The organism is Leptospira bouyouniensis (assembly GCF_004769525.1).
Lineage (GTDB): Bacteria > Spirochaetota > Leptospiria > Leptospirales > Leptospiraceae > Leptospira_A > Leptospira_A bouyouniensis.
Genome location: NZ_RQFT01000003.1, coordinates 167,195 through 189,348, shown reverse-complemented (window position 1 = coordinate 189,348; position 22,154 = coordinate 167,195). Strand labels below are relative to the sequence as shown.

The 22,154-nt window shown below is 35.3% G+C and carries 19 protein-coding genes; 12 read left to right on the top strand and 7 right to left on the bottom strand.

The features are described from left to right. Window positions 1–21 precede the first annotated feature (21 nt). A complete protein-coding gene (locus EHQ43_RS02490) occupies window positions 22–1,230 on the top strand; it encodes an EAL domain-containing protein (RefSeq protein ID WP_135770065.1) in 1,209 nt (402 codons plus the stop codon). 14 nt (window positions 1,231–1,244) lie between these two features. On the opposite strand, the gene EHQ43_RS02485 is transcribed toward EHQ43_RS02490, so the two are convergent. Further along, window positions 1,245–1,823: a TetR/AcrR family transcriptional regulator gene (locus EHQ43_RS02485; protein ID WP_135770064.1), complete on the bottom strand. Its 579-nt coding sequence runs from the start codon at window positions 1,821–1,823 to the stop codon at window positions 1,245–1,247. Between the two features lie 169 nt (window positions 1,824–1,992). On the opposite strand from EHQ43_RS02485, the gene EHQ43_RS02480 reads away from it, so the two are divergent. Genes EHQ43_RS02480 through EHQ43_RS02435 form a run of 10 tightly spaced genes read left to right on the top strand, consistent with a single transcriptional unit; the run spans window position 1,993 to window position 13,466 of the window. Further along, window positions 1,993–2,559, top strand: a complete 567-nt coding sequence (locus EHQ43_RS02480; protein WP_244242607.1) for a hypothetical protein — start codon at window positions 1,993–1,995, stop codon at window positions 2,557–2,559. Continuing rightward, window positions 2,552–4,105, top strand: coding sequence for a GMC family oxidoreductase N-terminal domain-containing protein (locus tag EHQ43_RS02475; RefSeq protein WP_135740285.1), 1,554 nt, complete (start codon window positions 2,552–2,554; stop codon window positions 4,103–4,105). The genes EHQ43_RS02480 and EHQ43_RS02475 overlap by 8 nt, the downstream gene beginning before the upstream one ends. Continuing rightward, the gene (locus EHQ43_RS02470; RefSeq protein WP_135770062.1) at window positions 4,095–4,973 is read left to right on the top strand and encodes a bile acid:sodium symporter; all 879 of its coding nucleotides are present in this window, start codon (window positions 4,095–4,097) and stop codon (window positions 4,971–4,973) included. Before EHQ43_RS02475 ends, EHQ43_RS02470 begins: the two co-directional genes overlap by 11 nt. Next, entirely contained in the window at window positions 4,974–6,101 is a 1,128-nt protein-coding gene (locus tag EHQ43_RS02465; RefSeq protein ID WP_135770061.1) for an acyl-CoA dehydrogenase family protein, read from the top strand. Window position 6,102: 1 nt separating this feature from the next. Continuing rightward, window positions 6,103–7,071, top strand: a complete 969-nt coding sequence (locus EHQ43_RS02460; protein ID WP_135770060.1) for an NAD-dependent epimerase/dehydratase family protein — start codon at window positions 6,103–6,105, stop codon at window positions 7,069–7,071. Window positions 7,072–7,081: 10 nt separating this feature from the next. After that, window positions 7,082–7,912 (top strand): SDR family NAD(P)-dependent oxidoreductase, encoded by an 831-nt coding sequence (locus EHQ43_RS02455; protein WP_135740289.1) that lies wholly within the window; start codon window positions 7,082–7,084, stop codon window positions 7,910–7,912. A gap of 8 nt (window positions 7,913–7,920) precedes the next feature. Next, window positions 7,921–9,846: an AMP-dependent synthetase/ligase gene (locus EHQ43_RS02450; protein WP_135770059.1), complete on the top strand. Its 1,926-nt coding sequence runs from the start codon at window positions 7,921–7,923 to the stop codon at window positions 9,844–9,846. A gap of 11 nt (window positions 9,847–9,857) precedes the next feature. Next, on the top strand, window positions 9,858–10,643 hold the full coding sequence (locus EHQ43_RS02445) for an enoyl-CoA hydratase/isomerase family protein (RefSeq protein WP_135770058.1): 786 nt from the start codon (window positions 9,858–9,860) through the stop codon (window positions 10,641–10,643). 2 nt (window positions 10,644–10,645) lie between these two features. Beyond that, complete coding sequence (locus tag EHQ43_RS02440) at window positions 10,646–12,208, top strand: methyl-accepting chemotaxis protein (RefSeq protein ID WP_135770057.1); 1,563 nt, start codon at window positions 10,646–10,648, stop codon at window positions 12,206–12,208. A gap of 28 nt (window positions 12,209–12,236) precedes the next feature. Then, window positions 12,237–13,466, top strand: a complete 1,230-nt coding sequence (locus EHQ43_RS02435) for a DUF2804 domain-containing protein (RefSeq protein ID WP_135770056.1) — start codon at window positions 12,237–12,239, stop codon at window positions 13,464–13,466. 1 nt (window position 13,467) lies between these two features. On the opposite strand, the gene EHQ43_RS02430 is transcribed toward EHQ43_RS02435, so the two are convergent. Genes EHQ43_RS02430 through EHQ43_RS02415 form a run of 4 tightly spaced genes read right to left on the bottom strand, consistent with a single transcriptional unit; the run spans window position 13,468 to window position 18,325 of the window. Then, entirely contained in the window at window positions 13,468–14,667 is a 1,200-nt protein-coding gene (locus EHQ43_RS02430) for an MFS transporter (protein WP_135770055.1), read from the bottom strand. Continuing rightward, entirely contained in the window at window positions 14,664–16,475 is a 1,812-nt protein-coding gene (locus tag EHQ43_RS02425; protein ID WP_425269619.1) for a Vgb family protein, read from the bottom strand. The genes EHQ43_RS02430 and EHQ43_RS02425 overlap by 4 nt, the downstream gene beginning before the upstream one ends. Next, the gene (locus EHQ43_RS02420) at window positions 16,465–17,430 is read right to left on the bottom strand and encodes an NAD-dependent epimerase/dehydratase family protein (RefSeq protein ID WP_135770054.1); all 966 of its coding nucleotides are present in this window, start codon (window positions 17,428–17,430) and stop codon (window positions 16,465–16,467) included. The genes EHQ43_RS02425 and EHQ43_RS02420 overlap by 11 nt, the downstream gene beginning before the upstream one ends. A gap of 1 nt (window position 17,431) precedes the next feature. Beyond that, window positions 17,432–18,325: a bile acid:sodium symporter family protein gene (locus EHQ43_RS02415; RefSeq protein ID WP_135770053.1), complete on the bottom strand. Its 894-nt coding sequence runs from the start codon at window positions 18,323–18,325 to the stop codon at window positions 17,432–17,434. A gap of 647 nt (window positions 18,326–18,972) precedes the next feature. On the opposite strand from EHQ43_RS02415, the gene EHQ43_RS02410 reads away from it, so the two are divergent. Beyond that, window positions 18,973–20,538 (top strand): methyl-accepting chemotaxis protein, encoded by a 1,566-nt coding sequence (locus EHQ43_RS02410; RefSeq protein ID WP_135740297.1) that lies wholly within the window; start codon window positions 18,973–18,975, stop codon window positions 20,536–20,538. Between the two features lie 106 nt (window positions 20,539–20,644). On the opposite strand, the gene EHQ43_RS02405 is transcribed toward EHQ43_RS02410, so the two are convergent. Beyond that, window positions 20,645–21,514 (bottom strand): alpha/beta hydrolase, encoded by an 870-nt coding sequence (locus tag EHQ43_RS02405; RefSeq protein WP_135770052.1) that lies wholly within the window; start codon window positions 21,512–21,514, stop codon window positions 20,645–20,647. Between the two features lie 36 nt (window positions 21,515–21,550). Then, window positions 21,551–22,153 (bottom strand): TetR/AcrR family transcriptional regulator, encoded by a 603-nt coding sequence (locus EHQ43_RS02400; protein ID WP_135770051.1) that lies wholly within the window; start codon window positions 22,151–22,153, stop codon window positions 21,551–21,553. Between the last annotated feature and the right edge of the window lies 1 nt (window position 22,154).

Below are 22,154 nucleotides of genomic sequence, written 5' to 3'. Positions count from 1 at the left end.
GATAAGGGAGAAGAGGATTTTATGGTAAGTGCATTGGAACCAACCAAACAAAAACAATATGTCCCCTTACTCCAACCGATCTTTTCTGTTGAAGAGCAGAATGTAGTGGCTTACGAATCCTTAGGCCGCATCCGAGATGGAAGTGGACATTTGGTAATGGTTCCAGAATTTTTAGATCCCAATGTGACTCCACTCCGTATGTCCATCATTGACAGAGAATTACTCAGTATCACATTAGAAAAAATTAAAAACACGAATGACCAACTCTTTGTCAATATGTCTCCGGACCAGGTGATTTTAGAATACGAAGAATGTAAGGGGAACGTTCTTCCCATTACAGAAATAGTGAAACATCATGGGGTTTCCTTGGATCGAATTGTCATCGAGATTACGGAAAAATCGGGAAGTTTTGGAACAGATGTACTGGCAGCAGGCGTTGAACTTCTCAAAGAACAGGGATTTGGGATTGCATTAGATGATGTTGGATCAGAGTCTTCCAACTTAGAAAGGTTAGGTGCAATTAAACCAGATATCATCAAAATTGATTTGAATATACTAAAAAAATCCATCGAAAAAAGAGAATACCAATCAATCCTTGAATATCTAAAACAAATTTCGTTGAGCATTGGATCACAATTGTTATTTGAGGGAATTGAATCGGAACAAGAGTTATACCAAGCCGTAAATTCTGGTGCAAGTTTATTACAAGGATTTTATTTAGGAAGACCAACTGAATTTAATGAAGATAAACAAAGCATATGCGATGTAGTTGTACCTCGTTTACAAATTTATCATGAGAATAAACGAAAGGAAGTCGCAAAGGAAATTGAATTTGAAAAATTGATAAAGACGAAGTTAATGTCATTACAATTAAAAACAATTAAATTGGACAATCGTGTCATCATAGATCCACAAAGTTTTTTTAAATTAGATCCAATGATACAACGGGTGTATGTGACAGATTGGCAAGGAACTCAAGTTTCTCCCTATTATGAAAGAACAAGTGATTCTGGATTCATCGAAAATATGTCTTTTTTACAGAAAAACTGGTCCTATATGCCATTTTTTTATAAGCACGTAAAACAAGTGTTTCGTGATTCAGAGTCTTGGCAAGTCAGTGACCCATATTGGGATAAAACACTAAAGAAGAAAGTGATTGTATACTCTCGTGTGAATGAAATGGGTTACTCATTTTTTGTAGATTTAGTTTTGGATGAAATTAAAACATAAAATACAATGATAAACTAGGTTGGAAGTTTGATTGCATTCCATAATAAAATTTCAGATTCTTTTAAAAATTGATCATCCAATTTAATTTTTCCATTTCGCGAACCTTTGACGAGTCCTACAAATGCTCCCCAAACGATAGCAATGAGCGCATCAGGTGGAAATTTGATAAGAATATCTCGGTTATCATGAGCAAAACGAGTTAAAAATTTTAATAATAACGCCCGTTTTGTGATACTTTTTTTATCTAAATAAGGTAAGTTATACTGCATTTCCAAAAAATCAAATGCAATTGGATTCTCTCTCTGGAATTCGGCCATCGAAAACCAAATTCGATGGAATTGTTCTTTCGGATCAACATTCTCTGGGAAATTGTCTTTGATTTTGTTGTAAAGGTTCTCTTGCCATTTTTGAAAGAGGGAATTCACAAGGTCTTCTTTACTTTCAAAGTAACGATAAATGGTTCCCGCAGCGACATTGGCGCGTTCTGCAATGAGCGGAACAGCGGTTCCATCAAAACCCTTTGCCGTAAATAACTCTAATGCTGCCGTTAAGATTTCTTCGCTTTTATTCAATTTTAAAGCCTTTTCGACCAATTGGAATTCCTATCCTCTTCCCTTTTGGTTAGAGATGTTCTTTTTTGGATAGGGGTCATAGATAACCCGAATCCATTTCCTTTCATTCTTTTTTTAAAAAAGTACTTGTAAAGTAAAAAAAGGAATGAATATTCATTCATTAATTTGTGACTGGAAATACGGATTAAGAATGGCAATTTTGAATAAAAAGCTAATTTCGAGGCGAACTGTTGTCAAAACATCATTAGTTGGTGCTGTCTTTTTGTACCTAAGCACGAGTGGTTGTAAGTCTGGTGAAGCTGTTTCGACCTTGGACCGTGGCCTCGGGTGTCGATTTTTAGACCACAAGGCTGAAGATTTATTCTATTACCTGAGTGATTCGTTACTATTTCACTTCTTACCAAAAGACAAAAAGGAAAAGGAAAAAGTTTTAGGTGAAGTAGTGCAGGGAATTGATTCCTATCTATATTCATTACCTTCCCATACCCAAAAAGAAATATTAGAAGCAATCCAGTTTTTAAACTTAAGTGCTGTTAGATGGTATTTGTTTGGATCGAGTTCAAATTGGGAACTGACAAATCGTGATACCGTAATCAAAACACTCAATCAGTGGAAGATTTCATCAATTAGTTTGATTCGGTCCATTTACTTTTTATTACAATCAATGGTTACGATTGGATTTTTCGAAACAACTTACTCATGGAAACATATTGGATACCCAGGACCGGGGCACGCACTAGGACTAAGACATGGATAAATTGATTAATGTTACGTTTTTAAAGAAGGATTTAGATTTAGAAGCAGACTTTGTGATTGTTGGATCTGGTGCTGGCGGTGGTACAAGTGCAGAAATTCTATCGAAAGCTGGATATTCCGTGATCATTGTGGAAGAAGGAAACTACGAAACAAGTAAAGAATTTGATCTTAAAGAACTTTCCACCTTTAATCGGTTATACTATGAAGGTGCTACTAGACCAACAAAAGACAAAGGATTTACAGTTGTCCAAGGAAGGACAGTTGGCGGTTCTACTGTTGTTAACTGGACTACTTGTATTAGAACACCAAATGAAACACTTAACTATTGGGAAAAAAATCTCGGAATCAAAGGATACTCAAATGATGAGTTAGAACCTTGGTTTGAATTGGCTTCAAAACGATTTTCAATCCAACCATGGGAAGCACATAATCAAAACAATAATCTACTTAGTGTTGGTGCTAAAAAACTTGGTTGGAGATATAGTTCCATACCGAGAAACGTAAAAAACTGTAATATGTTGGGTTATTGTGGATTGGGTTGCCCAATCGATGCAAAACAAAGCCAACTTGTTACTACCATTCCATCTGCTTTAAAAGAAAAAACTACATTGCTTTATAACACAAAAGCAATTCGTTATGAATGGAAAGAAAACAAAATAGACCATTTAACTTGTAAACCAAGTATCGAAGGGAATGGAACTCAGCCAAACATTCGATTGTTTGCGAAACATTTTATCACAAGTGCAGGTGCTATCAACTCACCAGCATTGTTATTACGTTCTAAATTACCTGACCCATACAATTTAATTGGAAAACGAACTTTCGTTCAATTGCATAACTATTCTGTAGCAGAAATGCCAACCCCAGTATATGGATTTTTTGGTGCACCTCAATCTGTTGCATCTGATGAATTTCTTTGGAAAGAAGGTGTAACAGGAAAAGCAGGTTATAACATCGAAGCAGTAGGCGCTCAACCAATTGTTTTGATGAATCTAAGAAAATTGGTTGGTGAAGAATTTGACCAATATGTAAAAAGTTACCCCAACTTACATGTATTAGTTTCACAAATTCGTGATGGATTTAATGAAGATAGTTTAGGTGGAACAGTCCATTTGAATGAGACAGGATATCCAATTTTAGATTATCCATTAAATGATTTTATGGTAGATGGAATCAGAAGATCATATCTATCCATGGCTGAATGCCAATTTGCTGCAGGCGCAAAAACAGTAGTACCTGCTAATAATGTTGTAAGTCCTTTCAAGAGTTGGTTAGAAGCCAAAAAAGGAATTGAAAAAATGGTGATTCAATCTCCTAACACTGTTGTAAATTCCACACATCCGTTAGGTGGAAATGCAATGGGAAATTCCGAAAAAACATCTGTAGTTAATCCAAAAGGTAAGTTTCATCATATGAAGAACCTTTCTGTGATAGATGGATCCATTTTTCCCACAAGTTTAGGTGTAAATCCAAGTTATACAATCTATGCAATTGCTTCAAAATTAGCTTCAGATTTGGTTCAGGAATATCGTCAGAATGTTAACTAGAACAGAAGAGATCTTATTTGCTGCGATGATATTTTTTCTAATGGTTGCAATGGGAAGTACATTGACTCTTGAGAATTTCAAAAAGGCAATACATTCAAAAAAACCACTGATTGTTGGAATTTTGTCTCAATTTGTTTTTATGCCTCTTATTGCATTTGGACTTTCAAAAAGTCTAGAACTATCACCTTTTTTTTCGATAGGACTGATACTTGTGGGTTGTACACCAGGAGGTACTACTTCAAATCTCCTTACCTACTATGCAAAGGGTGATGTTGCACTAAGTATTAGTATGACAATCGCATCTACGATCTTAGCTACAGTCATGATGCCTTTACTCTTTTGGTTGTATTGTTCTGGTTTTGTTACGCATGATATTCAATTGCCTTACAAGAGTATCGTAGGCTCAATTATGATTCTCATCATTCCAGTATTGATTGGTATTAAAATAAGATCAGCTAACACAAAATTGGCGTTAAAAATTGAAAAAGTTGGAAGTATCTTAGGAATTTTGATGATCTTATTTTTGTTAAGTGTGATGGTTCCTAAAAATATAAATATTTTGAAAATTACAACTTGGAGAATGTATCTTGCGGCGATATTGATCACTGTGCTAGGATATAGTTTCGGTTATATTTTTAGTAAATTGTTAGATCTATCTGAAAAACAAGCACGAACAGTTTCTTTAGAAACCGGAATCCAAAATGGCCCAATGACAATTGCAGTTATTTTACTTAGTTTTTCAGAATCTAACGTTAATGAGATTTTGTGGATGCCACTACTTTATGCATTGTTTGTTCCCATCACTTCTTCAGCAGCTACATACTATTTTTATTTAAAATCAAAAACAGAATTAAAAGGAACAATTTGAATGAATTTCTATTTTTCAGAAGAACAAAATAAGTTGCGAGAAGCTGTTGCTGCATATTCAAAAATTGCAGGCAGTGATCCACAACGAGATATCGAAGAACGTGATAGTGAATTTTCTTGGGATGTTTTACATGCGTTAGGAGACAAAGGTTGGACAGGTGTTATTGTTCCCGAAGAATACGGTGGCTTAGGTAAGGGTGCAATTGAATACACCATTATCATGGAAGAAACTGCTAAGGAATTAATATATGGACCACAAAATTTAATCCAAGCGCAACAAGGTTTACTTGCAGTCGGAACCGAAGAACAAAAACGGAAATGGTTACCAGAGCTTGCAAAAGGTAAAATTATGGCTGCCCAAGCTATTTCTGAACCTGATGCAGGATCTTCGTTTCAGAATATCCAAACCACTGCTGTAAAAGATGGCAACGAATGGGTGCTAAATGGTTTAAAAGTACACATAAATTTGGGAAAAGAAGCTCAATTGATGATGGTATTGGCCAAAACTGATAAAGGATTAACTGAGTTTTTAGTAGATCGAGATTCAAAAGGAATCAGGTATGAGAAACAAGATCCCATTGGTTTGAGATCAGCACCAATGTACGACGTTCATTTTGATAATTGTCGTATACCTTTGGACAGTGTATTGGGAAGGGAAGGCAGAGGGATCGAAACCTTTATGGCAATTTTTAAATTAAGTCGATTAGGAGTTGCATCTCAATTGATAGGCATAGCACGAGGTTGTTTGGAACATGCAGTTTCGTTCACTAAGTCTAGGAAAGTAGGTGAGAATCGAGTTTCCGATTTCCAAGGAATCCAATGGATTATTGCAAAACTAACTTCAGAATTAGAAGCAGCAAAGTTAGCTCGTAACCAAGCTGCTTGGCTACATGATCAAAAAGCAAATCATAATTTAGAAACTTCGATAGCAAAGTATTTGGCAGGTACGGTAGCGGATGAAGCGGTAAACAAAGCGTTCACACTTACGGGATCTCATGCATGTTATCGAAATCGACCATATGATAGGTATGTTAGAGAAGTAAAATCACTGTTAGCAGGTGGTGGAAGTTCCGAAGTAATGTTGAATAACGTAGCAAGAGAAATACTTAGACCATCTTACCACTATTAATATGAAATATACTGGTATCACATTAATCACTGGAGCCAATGGATTCATTGGATTTGAGCTTTTGAAAGAAATATCAAAAGATCCGAATTTAAAAATTCGTGTTACTGATATTCGGGACGATAAAATTAAGTTATTTAATCAACCGAATATAGAATATGTAAAATCAGACATCAGGGATGAGAAAGAGCTTAGTTCTTTGTTAAGCGGTGTTGATAGAATTTTTCATGTTGCTGGAATTTGTAATCTAAGTACTGATTTTAATACATTAAAACCAATTAATGTTGATGCAGTTGATAAACTAACGAATATTGCCTATCAAAACAGTGTAAAAGCCTATGTCCATTTTAGCTCATCAAGTGTATATGGAACCTACCAAGGATCACCTTTTAAAGAAACAGATATTTGTAATCCAAAGGATGCATATGGTAAAAGTAAATATGCAGGAGAGATGATTGTTTCTGAGAAAATCAAAAAAGGATTAAAGGCAATCATTGTTAGACCATGTACTGTGTATGGACCAGGGTGTAATGATGGAGCTGGAAAATTATTCTCAAGACATGGTCAAATTGCAGGTATACCAGGTGATGGGAAAAAGAAACTCTCTAATGTTCGTGTAGAAGATGTTGCATCAGCTGCTATTTATTTGTCAGAAAGGGAAAACTCTTTTGGCCAAACTTATAATATTGCAGATGATGACCATCCTAGTTTGGAAGAAGCTTTAGATTTAGCTGCCAAGACTTTCGATTCGAAAATCAACAAGATCCATATCCCCTTATTTTTACTAAAAATAATTGCAAAAGTAGAATCTCCTATTGCAAAGCTGCAAGGTAGAATTCCAGATCTTGAATATGAAGCGATCAAGTATTTATATCATGATTATTATATGGATAATGGAAAACTAAAATCAACAGGATATAAGTTAAAATATCCAAATTTTGTTTCTTCGATGTTATCTATGAAATTAAATTAAAGAGGATAAAATGAGTAAGGTTATAGTAATTAGTGGGATTGCCCAAGGTATGGGAAGAGAAGTAGCTTTGATGTTAGCATCACAAGGATATACAATTTGTGGATTTGATATCGAAAAAAAATATTTAGATAGTTTGGCTGATGAGTTAAACAAATTAAATGCAAAACACTTTTTGGAAGTGATGAGTGTCACAGATTCGGATAGAATTTTGAAATTCAAAGATACTGTTATAAATAAATTTGGTTCAGTTGATACAGTTGTTTCAAATGTTGGGATTGGATTTTTTGGACCATTTGAAGAAGTAAACTTAGTAAAGGCATTACAATGTTTTGATATCAATGTCATTGGTTGTGCAAGATTATTACAAGCATTCATACCATCAATGCGTGAAGTCAGGAGTGGAAAAATTGTTGTAATGTCTTCACTTGTGGGCCAAGTTCCTTTCCCTTTTGAATCGATTTATTCAGCAACAAAATTTGCAATTGAAGGTATGGTATCTTCTTTTCGATATGAGGTGAAACCATTTGGAATTCAAGTTGCTATGATCCAACCGGCACAAGTATCAACCAATTTTGCTGCAAAAGCTCAACAGTTGCCTGAAAAAAATTCTCCTTATTATGATCGTTGTGTTCGGTTTATCAATCGAGATAACGAATTGATTAAAAAGGCAACGAATCCAAAACAAGCAGCTGAAAAAATTGTCAAAGTCATAACTTCGAAAAATCCAAAGTTATTCAATCAAGTTGATTTCATGAGTACATTCTTTTTAGGTTTGAATAAGTTTTTACCTCAAAAATTAAAAGATAAAATTTTACTCGATCATATGAATATCAATGTATAGGAAGTAAAATGAAAGTACCTAGTTTAAAGAAACTTACTTTGTTTCACTTACTCCAAGAAGGAAAACGTCTTTATGGCGATCTTCCTGTGCAAAGTTTTAAAGATCATAAAAAAGAATTTCAAAATATTTCTTACCATCAGTTTGTTGAAAATTCTGAAATTATTTCAAAAGCACTCATTCATTTAAATACAAATGCAGGTGATAGAATTGGTCTTATAGCAGATGTTGGGCACCAGTGGTTGCAAGTGAGTATGGCAATTACATCCATAGGATGTGTGGATGTACCACGAGGTACGGATGCAACACTTGATGATATAGGATATATTCTTACGCATGCAAAATGCAAAATTGTGTTTATTGAAAATGAAAAGGCATTAAAAAAATATTTACCTGAATTAAAAAAGTTAAATTTACAAACCATCATTCTATTTGGTGAATCAATACATGAAATAAATGGTATTGATTGTCCTATCATAAATTTCACTGATCTAAAAATATATTCGCAGGAAATTCAAAATAAAACATATCAAGAAATTGGAAACGATATCCAGGAAGAAGATTTAGCAACCATTATCTATACCTCGGGAACAACTGGCAAACCGAAGGGAGTGATGTTAACCCATGGAAGTATCTTATTTGAAATCCAAGCTCTAGTTGCTGAATTTCGGAAAACAGGTGTGAATGTGGGAGAAGGTGATGTAACCCTCGGTTTTTTACCTCCATGGCATAGTGGTGAACGCATTTTCGAGACTATTTGTTTTTATTCCGGAATTAAAATTGCATTCACAAGTGTACCAGAGCTTGGAAAAGATTTAAGTAAAGTTAAACCTACAATTTTATTCACCGTACCAAGGGTATGGGAAAGTTTTTATGATAAAATCAAAGATACTATTCACAAAAGTAGTTTCATTAAAAAATATTTTTTAAAGTTACTCATTTGGAATTCAGTTCATTTTTCGATCACATATGATTTGGCATTCGATCGGATCCCAAGATTAAATGCTCCTAAGTCATTAAGCCAATTATTTACTCAAGCTTTCAATTTTTTCAAATTATTTATCTACATTCCCTTATTGCCAGTATCAAAATTAGTTTTATCTAAGATACTATCAGTGTTAGGTGGAAGGCTGCGTTATGCATTTGCGGGAGCTGGTGCATTACAAGCGGAAGTGGATCGATTTATGTATGCGATTGGAATGCCAATCCTTGAAGTTTACGGTATGACAGAAAACTCAGGTGTTTCAACCATCCGCCATTATAATAACTTCTCAGTAGGGAATGTGGGAAAACCAATCCAAGGTGTTACAATTAAACTAATCGATGAATTTGGAAAAGAGGTAATAAATCCGGGAACCAAAGGTGTTGCCCACCACCATGGACGTCACAATATGAAAGGTTATTATTTGGAAGAAGATAAAACGAATGCTGTATTAACAGAGGATCGTTGGTTGAATTCTGGAGATTTACTTGTTTGGACAGCGCAAGGAAATTTAAAATTTGCGGGTAGAGCAAAAGATACAATTGTTCTTTCTGGTGGTGAAAATGTAGAACCAGAACCTATTGAAATTTGTATCAAACAAAGTGAATACATTGACCAAGTTGTCGTTGTTGGCCAAGACAAAAAAACATTATCAGCTCTTATCCTACTCAATTTAGAAAAATTGGAAAACTACTTAAATGATAATTCTATTAACATTGATCTTAAGAATGTAATTTATAATGAAGAGGAAATAATTCAAAAATTAATCCGTGATGAAGTGAAACATTTTGTTTCTGACAAAAATGGATTTAAGTCTTTTGAGCGAATTTCCAATATTTATATCCTTCAAAATCCATTTGTTGTTCATGATGAATTGACTCAAACTCAGAAAGTTAAACGTAATCGAGTTCAAGAAAAGTATTATAATGAAATTGAATCGATGTATCGGAAATAAAAGGAATTATTATGGGAAACTATCAAGCTTGGAATTTGGAAATTGAAGATCGTATTGCCACATTAACACTAAAGACTAATAATTTGAATGTGATGGATATGCCTTCATTATTTGAATTAAAAGATATCAGCGAAAGTTTAGATTCAAATAACGATGTCTGGGTGATTATCTTACAAGGGAATGGAAAACATTTTTCATCAGGAGTCAATTTTGATATCCTAAAGAAGGTGAATGAGATCACCAAAGAAGAATTTAAAAACAATATGCGAGAGATGCAAAGTTGCTTTTCTGCATTTGAAAATATAAAAAAACCAACTATCGCCAAAATCCAAGGATTTTGTATGGGTGGTGGATTTATGTTAACACAATGTTGTGATTTCCGAATCGCAAGCGAAAAAACAGTTTTTTCTATTCCATTGGTAAAATTAGGGTTAACCGTTCTTATGGGAACGAGTCGTATCACTCGTAATGCAGGTATTGCGGCAACAAATGAACTAGTGATGTTAGGTGATAAATTTAATCCGGAAAAAGCATTTCAATTTAATTTAATCACTAAAATTGCCACACCAGAAAATTTAGATGAAACAACGAAACAATTAGCAAAGAAGTTTTTACAACTTCCTCCAAAAACAATTTCAATCACAAAACAAATCATCCGCCGTGGTGATAAAATGACTTTGGAAGAAAGTTTAGATTTAGAAATCGAACTTCAATCGAGTTTACTAGGAACATCAGACTTGATGGAAGCAATGGATAGTTTCGCCAACCAAAGAAAACCAATATTTTCCGGTAATTAACAATGAATATTGAAGAACTTTGGCAGAACGGAAAAATAACAGTCAATCGGATAAGGATTGTATTATTCTTTATCTTTTTTGCAGCGTTATTTGGTACAAAAGACAGCATGCCAAAGGCGATGTTTTATATCCACCTTTCGGGAACGATTGTCATGGGTATCTATGCAGGTATTTGTCAACTTTGGTTACATTATGGAAAACCACCTGAATGGTTTCACAAACTACTGATTTTATTCGATATTGGAATTCATTTAATTAACACGGCGATTGATTGTAGTATGGGTCCGATGGAAGCAAAGTCTGCTATCAATAATACAGCTGTATTACTCGTAGTGTATTTTTATTTAATTTATTCAGGATTTTTAGGGAATCCGAAGTTTGTTTTGTTTAATGGATTTCTTGCTGGAATCGGTGTTATGATTTCTTATTTTGTATCCATTCATTTCGGTGGGTTAATTCCATCAGAAGATCCAAATCTTTATATCCAAACTGGTTATGTCGGAACTTCCGCTGAAATCGTAAAAGGTGTCTTCATCATGGTAAGCGGAGTATTGTTATCTCGATTGATTGCTTTACTCATTCGTATCAGTGAGAAAGGAATGGAAAAGGCAAAAGAATCAGAACAGTTACTTACAAAGACATTAAGGCAAAAAAAAATCATCCAAGATGCTGCAAAAAATTTAGAGACTTCAATCAATAGTTTTGCTAATTATATATCACATACATCGGAAAGATTAGAATCACAAGCGGCATCATTAGAACAAGTCACCGCAATTAATACAGAATTGTTTTCCTCTTTTGAATCGAATGCAGTCATCATCAATGATCAAAATGCAAAAATTAATGATTTATTCTCTGGATCGAATGATTTAAATCAAATGGTAACAACCATTAGTGTAATCAACCAAGAGTTAATTTCAATCGCAAACGAAAATAAAAAAGATACAACTGAAATAGCAGCTGTTTCTAAAAAGACTAGTGAATACCTAGCTTCTATCAAATCTTCATTTGATAAAGTTGACGAAATCAATCAAATTGTTGCAGAAATAGGCGAAAAAACAAACTTACTCGCGTTAAATGCCTCAATTGAGGCTGCTCGTGCTGGTGATGTTGGAAGAGGATTTGCCGTTGTCGCAAGTGAAGTCAGTAAACTAGCGGACTTTACTGCAAAAAATGCAAAAATTATTTCAGAAGTTGTGAATCATTCTAGAAAATTTATCTACAATGCAGCGGAAGTATCTATCCAAACCGGGAATTTGACTTCCAATCAAATTTCTAAATTAGAAATGACAACAGAAAAGGTAAGTCATATGCACCATCTGTTTGAAAAACAAAAAGGGATTATCTTTGATACTATAAATCAATTAACTATGATTAACGATCTTTCTTCACAAATTTCTTTTAGTACAAAAGAGCAAATATCGGGTCAAACGGAAGTGAACAAGGGAATCATGGCATTAGAGAACGAAGTGAATCAAATTTCCAATGCCTCTCGAGAACTTGAACAACATGTGCAAGAGATTAGGGCACAGTCACAAGAATTATTGACGTTAAGCGAATCTTAAACAAAAAATAGTATTTCTGGAGAATTTTATGTTTCAAAAACGATTTCAAATTGATATCACAATAGGGTTATTGCTTTCCTTGTTCACCTTCTTCAATTGTACTAAGGACAAATTGTCCCCAGACCAAGTGATTGACGAGCACGGAAAAAAAATACAACTAATTCCAGAACCAAATTTAAACAAAACCATTCAAAAAGAATTTTTTTCTCCAATTTCTTTATTAAAGCCTGATGGAACATTAAATGTTTCTGGTTGGTCACGATTTCCGCATTTTCAAATTGATGAATCACTCATCAAAGCCAATTCCAAACGATACAAACGTTGGGAACATTATACGTTTTATAACGAAGACTTTGGTGGAGCCATTACAATCACAGACATTGGAAACTTAGCAATGGGAAGTATTGAATTGCTCGAATTCAAATCTGGGAATACAATTTTTTCCAAAACTGAACTTGTTAGACCTGGTTCGATCTCGTTTCCAACGAATACAACAGATCCAATCGAATTCACAAAAGGAAATCAATTCATTCGCATCCAAAAACAAAAAGGCAAACGAATCATTTCTTATTCAATACAAGGTGATTCCTCAAATGAAATGATAGTTGGTAATTTCGAATTTTTCGAAAAAGCAAATGAAGCACTCGCAATCATCACACCATTTTCCGAATCAGATTTCTTTTATGAGTACAAGATGCCAAGTTTGCTTTGTAAAGGTACAATTATATACAAACAATCCATTTATGATTTCAAAGAAAATAGTTTTGCTGTATTGGATTGGGGAAGAGGAACTTGGCCAGAGAAAAATAAATGGCTTTGGGCAGCTGGAGCAGGTTTGATTGGTGACGAACTCCTTAGTTTAAATTTAGGGTATGGATTTGGAGATCAAACGAATGCCACTGAAAATGGAATCGTATACAAAGGTAAAGTTCATAAACTTGATAAAGTGATTTGGAAGTATGATGTGAAAGATTACAAAAAACCTTGGAAGTTTATTAGTAACGATGGTCGTTTGGAACTAAACTTCACTCCAGTGTATCTTTTACATTCAGATATCGATTTAATGGGAATGATAGGATTTTTAAAACAATTGATCCAAAATTTTTCAATCTCTGAAATTTTGGAACTATTAAAAACCGAAGCATATTTAAATAAAGCATTCGGTTCTTATAATGGGTATGTCATTCTAGATAATGGTACAAAATTGGAAGTAAAAAACTTGTTGGGATTTGCGGAACAAATGTACCAACAATGGTAAATTACATATTATAATTTCTTAATGTTTGCAATCTGATTGTGGTTACGATCACAATCAGAGTTAAGATAACCCCCGCTGATAGAACGGCTGTTGCAATAGATACTTTTACAAGAATGAGGCCAGATAATAATCCAGCAAACGCAGGCACCACTTGGCTTGTAATGGTATACAAACTCATTACCCTTCCTCTATACTCTTGACTTACCTCTGATTGTAATATCGCTACAAGTAAACTGATACTGGCTCCTGCTCCAAAACCACTCAACAATAATAAGACAATGGAAATCCATAAGTGAGTACTGAGACCAATTCCAAGAAGACCAAGGCCACACATCAAACCAGATGTAAGTATCAATATCCCATAACCAAAATGTTTTGCTAATTTTAAAGAGGTACCACCACCCATGAGGAGAGCCAATGCAAGTGCTCCTAAAAAGAAACCACGCTCTAACTCACCTAAATTGAGAACTCCTTTTGCATATCTTGGCATCATCACTTGCACAGGTCCCATCGAACAATAAATCACGATAGAAAACAATAGAGTTTGTTTCAATAATTCATGATGTTTCGCATAGGAGAGTCCTCTAAGGATTCGATCCCAAGCAGAAGATGATTTTCCCTGACCTTCTGTTTTGATTCCTATTAATAAGGTCATTGCAATTAAAAATAAGATAATACCTGTCAGGTGAACTGTTTTCCATGAACCAATACTTCTGCAAAATGCTAAAATAGGAGGTGCTGATCCGAAACCTAACATCACTAATACGTTAAAAATAACGGCCATTTTCTTCTGTTTTTCACCAGCTAATCTTCCAAGTAAGGACATTCTCGCCGGCGCAAGGATTGACCAACCCACTCCCGCAAAAAAGGCACCTAACAAAAAGAAAGAGACAGCTACTGCACCTATCATCTGTGAAGATATGTTAAGAAATCCAAGTGCAATTAAAAAAGAGACATGGGCGAGTTGCGCTAAAATTTGTGGTGAGTGTGAATCACACCAAGCACCTGCAAACCAACCAAGAAACAGTGGAACTCCAAAACATAATCCAAATCCAATGCCCGCTAATGCATCTTGGTTCCACACGTCTTGCGCGTATAATATCACACTATAGTTCGTGAGATGACCCGCTAAAAATCCCAAAAAGGAAGCGGACAAAAATCGAAACATTTGTCCTTTTTGATAAGGTTTGGATTGGTTCATTTTGATTGTGTAACCTCCATTAAAGTTGGTTGACCATCTTCGATATGCCAACTAGGAAATGCTCCATTAGAAGCATATGCTTTTCCATCTGCGGAAAATTCGATATCGCGAGTGAAGGTAACTTTGCGACTCATTGGATACACTTTCCATGTTTCAGTTTTAATATCCATCGCCATTAGATTGTCAGACGAAGTTCCCGTCACCCAAACAAGATTGGATTTGCGGTCTACATTGAGTGAGTAAGGTGTCTCCACTCCATCAACGGCAGTGGGAAGTGGATAAAGTTTGAACTTTCCATCTTCGGGAGTGTATTTGGCGATCGATCCTTCTGGAAATACAGAAATCCAAACATTGTTATCACGATCCACACGTAACCTGCGCGGTCCTTGGAAAGGAGTTGAAATCAATTGGAACGAATTATCCCTTGGATCGATTTTACCGATTGTATCTGCATGTAGTCTTGTAAACCAAACAGTTCCATTTGGTGCAACATCGATTCCATAAGGAAGAGGCATTCCACTCACACGTTCATCCACAGGCAATAAATGCATTGGAAATCCCCAGTTCATGAGTTTGATAATGAATCCACTGATCCATAAACTAAAACTTTCCTTTTTGGTTCTGGCAGGTAAATCATAGTACTGAAAACTTTTATCTTTGCGATTAAACATACCCACTTGATTCGAAAGTGCTAATGTAAACCAAACACGATCTTCTTCATCAATTCGAATTGTGTGGGGATACAAACCATCGTTAAACAAATGGTCTTTGAATTTTTTTGTTACCGGATCAAATTCAGTAATTCGTTTTTGTAAAGATGGGGTAATAAATATATTCCCATCAATTGGTGATTCGGCAAGTGAATGTAATCCAACATAGGTTTCATGTTTTTGGAAGGAACGTAATCTTCCTGGTAGTAACCCTCCCAATTCATCTTCAGGTTGTTTGGGAACCTTATAAACAACCGTTTTACCAGTGTTAGGGTTTATTTCCCAAAGTCTATCTTGGATATTATCCCCTACATATACCAATCCAGTTTTTTTATGGTACAATAAATCATGCATTTGGGAAAAACTATCACCCATTGGCCATTCCCGAATTATAGCTCCATACAATTCTTTCCCCCAGGTTCTACCAGGTTTCACTCGTTCTGGGTGTTTTAATAAATCAACATAAGCATTGGATAAAATGCCTGGAAGTTTTTTCTTGGCTTTTCCATGAGGTCTTGCACCATAACCCATCATTCGATTGATGATTTCTTCCCAATCTCCTTCAGAAAATGCGCGTCTCATAAAAAAACTACCTTGTTGATGACAAAATCCACACTGTTCCAAATACGTTTTTCTAAGATCCTTATCTTCGCCAAACTCAAGTGCTGCGACCCAACTATTTGAAGGATACTGACCAACCAAATAATTAAGGTCTGTTACTTTTTCCATTCGAAAGGAAACAGAACTCACGTTCGAATATGGCCTAACGTTGATATCCTTATAACCAATTTTGCGAAGTCGAATGGTTACTTGGGGAGCATAAGGAAAGGGTATATTCACTTTTCCATTGGGGTTTGTGAACATTGTCACTTCTGGGGTGATAAAAAATGTTAATCCTTCAGGTGGATACCCATGGTCATCCCTTGGAGGAACTTGTGGTTTTTCTGCTTTAATAGTCACCATCACCAGGTCTAGGTTATTTCCATTACTGTCTTTGATATCCAATTGAATAGCAGATAACGATGTATAGGCGGATAAAAGACTAATAATCATAACAAATTGAAAAACAATTTTAATTTTAGATCTCTTAAATTTCATCATATGGAACTCCTTTGGCATTTAAGTAAGCAATGAACGTTTCTTTGGAAGTATATTTAGGATTGTATCCAAACACAGATTTCAGTTGTTTGTTGGAAAGTACAGGCCGATAACGTAAAAAATCAATTTGATCAGGACCATATTGTGTGAGTCGAATCAGCCTTAGGATGAAAAGCATAAATTGTAAAAATAGTGCAGGGATTGGTAGGTAAGGTTTTCGGATCATACGGCTGATATCTTTCAGACTAAGAGCCCCGTCTCCTGCTACGTTAAAGATTCCTTCTTTTTTCTCCGCAATCCCTTTTGAGATGATGCCAATGACATCCTCATCCCATATGAAAACAAAAGGACTATTGTAACCAAGTATTCCCATTACAAATGGTTTTCGGAACATATCAGTAATTAGGTTATTCACAGTTTTTCCTAATATGGTACCTGGTCGTAAGACTAATTGTTTAAGTTGAGGGAATATTGTTCGGTATTCTTTCAATATATCTTCTACTTCACCTTTGTGTTTTGAATATACAAAAGCCGAATGACCACGAATAGGATCAGTTTCTTCAATCCATTCTTTGTTTTCTTTATGATACCCATATGCGGCCCCAGAACTTGTTATGATCACTTGTTCTGTTTTTGCATATACTGCACCATCTAACACATTTTTGGTGCCATGTACATCTATTTTCCATTGCGTTTCTTCACTCATCCCCGGTGGAGGATTGAGTATGGATGCTAAATGCACAATGGAATTTGGTTTCCATGTTTGGATCAAATCGATCACTGAATTTCGGTCACTGATCTCTAATAGTTGGAATTCTAAATTTGGAAAATTTTGAATTCCATTCATTGGTTTGATATCTGTAGCCAAAAGTTTCCAATTGGGAAAAGTTTGTAACAAATGATGGATAAGGCTAGATCCTATATAACCGGCTCCACCTGTGATTAAAACTTTCAAATTAATTACCTTCTTGTGGAGGGTTTCGTTTCCAATAGGTAACTAAAATCAATCCTGAGACAATATGCCATATTCCCCAAAATGCAGCCACCAAAGCCATGTTTGGTTCCGCTTGGAATTGGGTTAAAATAAGACCTAATGCGAGGCCAGAGTTCTGCATTCCCACTTCAATTGTAATCGCACGTTTGTTTCCTTCATTTTGACGAAAGAGTCTAGCGATCAGATTTCCAATGATAAGGGCTATCAAATTGTGAAACACAACAATGATAAATACAAACCCAAGATTATCTAAAAAGATTTTCCAATTTCCTCCGATGGCAAACGCAACAAATACTATAAATGCAAGGGAAGAAATTCGTTTGAAAAACGGCGTGATTTTGTGGGCGAATCCTGTAAAAAAATTACCGAGTATCATTCCAAAAAGTAACGGAACCAAAAGTAATACGATCATACTCTTAATGATCATCAAACTATCAATTTTTAGATCTCCAGAACCAGATATCATAGCATGTGTCACTGGATTTAAATTTGCCGTTAAAGTGAAGTTAAGTGGTAAGGTTATAATTGCAAATAGACTAGATACCGCAGTCATACTCACTGAAAGTGCAGTATTTCCTTTTGCAAGATGTGTGATTATATTGGATAAGTTTCCACCAGGACTTGCGGCAACCAATAACATTCCCAATTCGATGCCAGCAGGAAGATCTAACAGAAGTGTGATGATTAAAGTAATCCAAGGCAAAAAGATCACTTGACCAATGAGGCCTGCAAGAGCAGCAACTGGTCTTTGTAATACCGCTTTAAACGCAATGAAACGAAGTTCGAGTGCTACACCGAAAATCATCAGTGCTAAAACCAAACCTAAAACGATCTGATAATCATTGTTATAATTCATAATTGAATCTTCCTAGAGAAACATGACAACCAAACACAAACTAGTTGAGTTATGAATGAATGTTCATCGGAGTAATATTCTAATTATGAAATTATGGATTCTATCTTTTTTTTGATTTTAAGGAGCAAATTCAAAGTTATTTCTGAACAGTTTGTTTTTCTAAGGGCGGATCCGCTTGGAGCGGACCGGGCTTTTCGTTCCAATCTTTCCTTTCGGAAAGGATTTCCACTACAATCCCTTCCGCTTGTCATATACATCATAATTTGATTCTGAACCAAAAGGAATTGTGAATATGATTTGTGTGATTCGATTTTTATCCAATTTGCTTTTTTATAATCATTAGGAATGGCAAATAAAGATTTCCAAACAGTCACTCATTCAGACCAAACAACATGAGTTCTCATAATCTCAACATTTTCCGCTTGAGTGGATCAATTGTTGAAAATACTTTTTTTCCACGATCAAGGATACTTTCGGAATTAATGCAAAGTGGACCTTACAAATTGGTGAAAAATCCAAGCTTTCCCCAAAATTTTCAATCTCGAGCGTTAGATTCTTACGTTTTTTTTAGTAGACTATTGTTGGTCATCAAGAGATTTCTGAAGATCGCCATTTTGCTGATTCAAAACGGAATTTGAGGGTATAGAGTGTTAACAATTGCAGACCTTTGGAAACAAGGAAAAATCATCATCAACCGAATTCGTTTCGGCTTAGTTTTATTATTCCTACTCGCAATGATTGGATCCAAAGATGAATTCCAGCCAAAAATGTTCCTCGTACACATGGTTGGAACGTGTACAATGGGTTTTTACTGTGCTGTTGCTTATGTCTTAGAAAAAAAAACAAACCCTCCCACTTGGTTTCACAAAATTCTCATTATCTTGGATACACTTGTTTTAGCCACGACGATCATCTTAGATTGTTCATTAAGTTTAAATGAAGCAGAAGCAGCTCTTGCCAATGCAGTTGTTTATTTTATCTTTTTCTTCAATGCCATTTATTCTGGTTTTTTGGGTGATCGTAAATTTGTATTGATCAATTCTTTTCTTGGATCTTTTTTATCAGCAGTTGCCTTAGTTGTGGCTGTGAAAATTGGAGGTGTGCAACTTTCTGTTGACCCTGAACAATCCCGCCAAGTTGGTTATGTCGGTCTTGCTGGTGAAGTCATGAAACCAATTTTTATCATGATTGCTGGTTATATTGTAAGTTTACTTGTTCAGTTATTAACTAAGATTAGTTCACTTGCCGAGCTCAAAGCAGACGAAGCAGAAAATTTGCTTAGTCAAACAAAGGAACGAAGTAAAGTATCTACAAATGCCGCGATCAAACTCGAAAGTTCGATTAATAATTTTAGTAAATTTGTTTCGGACACTTCCTTAAAATTAGAATCTCAAGCTGCATCTTTAGAAGAAATCACTGCTGTCATTTCTGAACTTTCGAGTTCCTTCGAATCGAATGGAGTTTCCATCGAAGAACAAAACAACAAAGTACAAAATATGGTAGCTGATACTGTGGACCTAAAAGAGACAGTGGACCAAATTTTAATCCAAAGTGAACAACTAGTAGAAATTGCAGAGATCAATAAAAAAGAGAGTATGTCTGTGACGGAAGTAGCTGACCAAACTGCTACACATTTGGAATCCATACAAGCATCGTTTGATCAAGTCAATGAAATCAATAACATTGTTGCAGAAATTGGGGAGAAGACCAACTTACTTGCATTAAACGCTTCAATTGAAGCGGCTCGTGCAGGGGATGTCGGAAAGGGATTTGCAGTGGTGGCCAACGAAGTAAGTAAATTAGCCGAATTCACAAAAAATAACGTAAAAAGGATTTCTACAGTTGTCAAAAACTCAAAAGAAATTATCTCCAATGCGCGTAACGCTTCTAAAAATACAGGTGAACTAGCAAAATCACAAATTGAAAGGCTCAACCAAACTTTGGTACAAATCCAAAATATGAACCAATTGTACATTGAACAAAGGAATACATTGTCATCGATTCTTATCGAACTTTCTCAAATCCGTGAATTATCAAACCAAATTGCTAGCTCAACCAAAGAACAGTTATTAGGCCAAAAGGAAGCCTCTAAAGGGATAATCCAATTGGAGATGGAAGTCAATGAAATTAGCCGTGCATCCAAAGACTTAGAAGAACACATCCAAATGATTAAAGAAGAATCCAATAAACTTGCGTCGATGGGGCAAAGTTAATTTAAAATACATTAGTTTTGATTCACTCTGAACTGAATCCATCTTCAATTCAGTTCAGTTCAGTTCAGTTCAGTTCAGTTCAGTTCAAAGAATCCTTACTTGGAATTTACATTCTAGTTTTTTCTTTTAAAAAATCGATGATCTCATCTTTTACAATTTCAGTTCGTAAAATCATTTTATGACCTAGACCTTTTGTTCGTAGTAACTTTGAATGTTTCCATGCTTTTGAAACTTCAAATCCCATTTCAAATGGAATTTCCAAATCATCTTCATCATGGATCACAAAAAGGGAATTTTGAATTTTTGGTCCCATTTTGCTCAAATCCAAACTACTTAGTGGTTTTTTTACCTTTCGTTCCAAAACAACTCTCATCATCTCACTCTCTTCTTCACTAAAACCGTAAGCTTCACTAAAATCTTTTCTTAAGATTTCCAATCGTAGAGGTGGGGCAATATACACTAGTTTCTTGGCCTCTACACCTAATTCCTGTGCTACGGTAGCAACCACACCTCCAAACGAATGTGTGATGATATAATCTGGATTTCCAATTTCTGAAATGAGTCGTTTCACCATCTTTGCAGACAAAACAATATTAGAATATCGACCAGATGAAAATCCATGCCCAGGCAAATCGATTCCGATGATATTATAACCTTCATCGATTAAACTAGGAATAATCCTCGAAAAATTTCCTGTATGCCCATTCCATCCATGAACAAGTAGAATGGTTTCTTTTTCTCCTTTCCAATGAAAGTATTGGATATGGTGTTCCTTCTCTTGGAATTCTTTTTGTTCTGCAAGTGCTAAGATATCCATTTCCTTTCGTGATGGTTTTAGTTTTTGTGTAGATAGGAAAGTTTGAGCTGCTACAAAACCTAAAAACATTGGTTTCCTTTTTGCAAAAGCCCATTTATCTTCCAAACTGATTGGATACTCTCGATTTAAAGTACGAACGATCGTGCTAATTGTTGTCATGATTTTATGCCTCTAATCCTAATTATTCCTTATCTATTATATTGACTGATCGAATTTGTGACGTTTGATTAATTCGTTAAAAGATTGTTTGGTTTTTTTATCTGCATTTTTGTCTTCCAATAATCGGTTATAAAAATGGAAACCTAATATAAGACTCCAGATTTCTTGCACCATTTTATCGACATTGGTGTTTGCATCTAACTCTAAACAGTCTTTCGCATCTTGTACAAATTGTTTTAAAGTCTTTTGCCAACTAAGTTGTATTTTTTTCAAATAATCTCTGACAATTCCTGGTCTATCGTCAAACTCCGAACTAGAAGATAAAAACAAACACCCACCTGGGAGACTGTCAGTATTGGCCCATGCCAACCACATCTGAAATGCGATTTTGAGACGAGCTAATCCGGGTTTGGTTTTGAGAGCTGGGTATACAACGTTTCTGCGAAAGAGTTCACTTCCAACTCGAAGCACTTCAATTTGAAGGTTTTCCTTGGAGTCAAATTTTGCAAAAAGTCCACTCTTAGACATTCCCAATTCCATAGCTAAGGATCCAATCGTAAGTCCTTCCAATCCTTGGATACTTGCTATTTGGACAGCTTTGTCCAAAATCATTGATTTTGTCTCTTCACCTTTGCCCATA